The sequence below is a fragment of the uncultured Traorella sp. genome (assembly GCF_944327115.1).
Classification (GTDB): Bacteria; Bacillota_I; Bacilli_A; order Erysipelotrichales; family Erysipelotrichaceae; genus Traorella.
In genome coordinates, this window is record NZ_CALVGS010000024.1 from 1 (window position 1) to 2,729 (window position 2,729).

3 protein-coding genes are annotated in these 2,729 nt (G+C 34.4%); all 3 read left to right on the forward strand.

The annotated features are described in order from the left end of the window. Positions 1-1,358: hypothetical protein (locus Q0K35_RS01900; RefSeq protein WP_294560985.1), on the forward strand; the 1,358-nt coding region annotated here is incomplete at its 5' end. A 144-nt stretch (positions 1,359-1,502) separates the two neighbouring features. Continuing rightward, positions 1,503-1,850: a hypothetical protein gene (locus Q0K35_RS01905; RefSeq protein ID WP_294560986.1), complete on the forward strand. Its 348-nt coding sequence runs from the start codon at positions 1,503-1,505 to the stop codon at positions 1,848-1,850. Between the two features lie 43 nt (positions 1,851-1,893). Continuing rightward, a partial coding sequence (locus Q0K35_RS01910; protein WP_294560987.1) for an ABC transporter ATP-binding protein occupies positions 1,894-2,729 on the forward strand: 836 nt, incomplete at its 3' end.

Below are 2,729 nucleotides of genomic sequence, written 5' to 3' on the forward strand. Positions count from 1 at the left end.
TATTATTCACTTTATGTATTTTTTCTGTATTCGTGATGTGTAATTTTTATTTGAATGTTAAGAGTCAGTCGGATTATTTAACTGTTTTTAAGAATGCAGAGAATCTGATAGTATCTGTACCGGATAAGACGGTAAGAAATACTGGGGAAACATATTCAGGTTATACCAGAAAATATTTATTAAATGAAAAGGATCAGTTTTATTTATATGAAGATATTCAGAAAGTGATAGAAAAGAATCCGGAAATTATGGCTGTAGAAAGCTATTATAGCTATAAATATGAAATAGATTCAGGTCTAGAGTATATCTTGTGGGAAACGGATAGTAAAATTTTTGAAAAACTGATTAATGAAAATGAAGAGTATCCTGAATATACAAGAGTTTTTGGAAATCACCCATATGAAACACCTTATATCATTACTGATGAAGAACAGCTATGGGATTTTGATGAATATTTAAACTTTTCTTCCTATGAAATACAGGTGTTTGATTTAGTCAATGATCATGAGGAATTGCCATTGATGTATGGAAGCTATCCTGAGGAAGAAAATGAAGTGCTTCTAAGCAGAAATGTAGCGGATATGCTTATGGAAATGGAAGAGTATAAATCTTATGAAGAAATGATCGGTCAGGTCATGAAGCTAGGATTGCAGGGAGTAAAAAATATATATTGGAGATCACCGGAGATCATTGGTTATCAGCCTAATGAAATACCCTTAGCTGACTTATTAGAGGTAAAGATCAGCGGAATCAGCAGTGTTGAGAATGATTATATGAACATGGTGTTCTTCAATAACGGTTATGGGAATAACCCGGTTTTACGTCATTTTGTAGTGGATGACAGTGAATTGTATTTCTACTATGTACGCTTTTTGCTGGAACCTGGAAGTGACTATGAAGCAGTGGCCGAAAAGATCAATAAGAGCCTGTATAAGGACAGTGCAAGTATTACTGTATTTCAGGGAAAGGGATTAGGAAATGATGTAGTCTTCTATCGTTCACCATCAAGCTTTATGATCTATGGGGCAGTAATACTGATCCTTCTGTTAGGAATCCTGATTGTATTCTATTTATTCAAGAGAAAGAGGATGAGAAAGGAAAGTGAGATCATGAGAACCTATGGGTATTCATCGGTATCGGAAAGTCTGATGCGTAATGGATACTTATTAATGATTTCATTCCTGCTGGTAGTGATGCTGGGAAATCAGGCGTGCGAGAAGATCAATGCGATTGCCGAGGAGAACTTTTATCAGCCATTTTTGACCATGGATATAGGTATGCTTCTGATGGCTTTGGTGAGTATTGCTTTTATCACGATCATATTAGAACTTATCTTAACTAGAAAATACAAAATATAGAGTGAGTTTGCCTCACTCTATATTCTTAATTAAAGTATATTTAGAGATAAATAATATATTTACAAAAAGATTGAAAACACTTACAATATAAGTGTAAGCATTATCTTATGAGATTTTAATGATTTGGGAAAGGGGATGATCATCGTGAAGAAATTACTATTTATAATGAGTATATTATTTGCGGTATATTTGGGTACCAGATATACGGGTTTTAGTAATATTGATGGCACGTACCAGTATGTCAGTGATGATTCTGAGATGTCAGTAAGTATAAAGAATGGTAAATATATCTTTAGTGGTGACTTATATTACACTTATTTTAAAGATGATATCATGCAATCCGGCTATATTTATCAGCAGGATGGGGAGTATTGGTATCTTACTTCTCAATTAGGTGAAGGACCTTTTTTTCGAAAAACTAAAAATGGTAATCTCTCTTTAAGTCCTGCTATTTATTTTAGTAGCGTATATGAATTTAAGAAAATCAGATAATTTTGTGTTTTATTAACGAATGGTAAAGATGAAAGGGAAAATTATGAAGCTCATCAATATAAGAAAAGTCTATCATAATAAAAAAGATAATGTCGAAGCACTCAAAGGTATCACATTAGATCTAAATCATAACGGCATCATTATGCTGTTGGGACCCAGTGGGTGTGGCAAGACTACGCTTTTAGAAATCATCAGCGGCAGGGAGAGCTATGAAGGAGAGCTTCTGGATGTTCCTCATTTTGATTATCTGACACAGGATTTTCATCTTTTTGAAGAAATGAGCGTATGGGAAAATCTCTTTCTTGTCAGTCAGGACAAAGAAATGATTCATCATTATCTGAAAGAATTCCAGCTGGAAGAACATAAAAACAAGAAAGTTAAGAAGTTATCCAACGGACAGAAAAAACGGGTACAATTCATAAGAGCATTGCTTCATCAGCCGGGACTTCTGTTATGTGATGAACCGACAGCAGCCTTAGATCATGAGAACGTGATACTTCTGATGGAAGAATTGAAGAAAATATCAGAAGACGTTCAGATACTCTTTGTGACCCATGACATTGCCTTGGCAGAGAAATATGCCGACCGCATCATACGCATGGAACAGGGAGTGGTCATCAGCGATGAAATGATTCATGAACATGAGAAAAGCAAGCAAGGAAAAGAGATCCATCATAAAAGCGAAAAAGAAACCTTATGGCTATCGTTGCATAATCTTCACTCAAGAATAGCGGATACGTTAGGAACCATAATATTATTCACTTTATGTATTTTTTCTGTATTCGTGATGTGTAATTTTTATTTGAATGTTAAGAGTCAGTCGGATTATTTAACTGTTTTTAAGAATGCAGAGAATCTGATAGTATCTGTACCGGATAA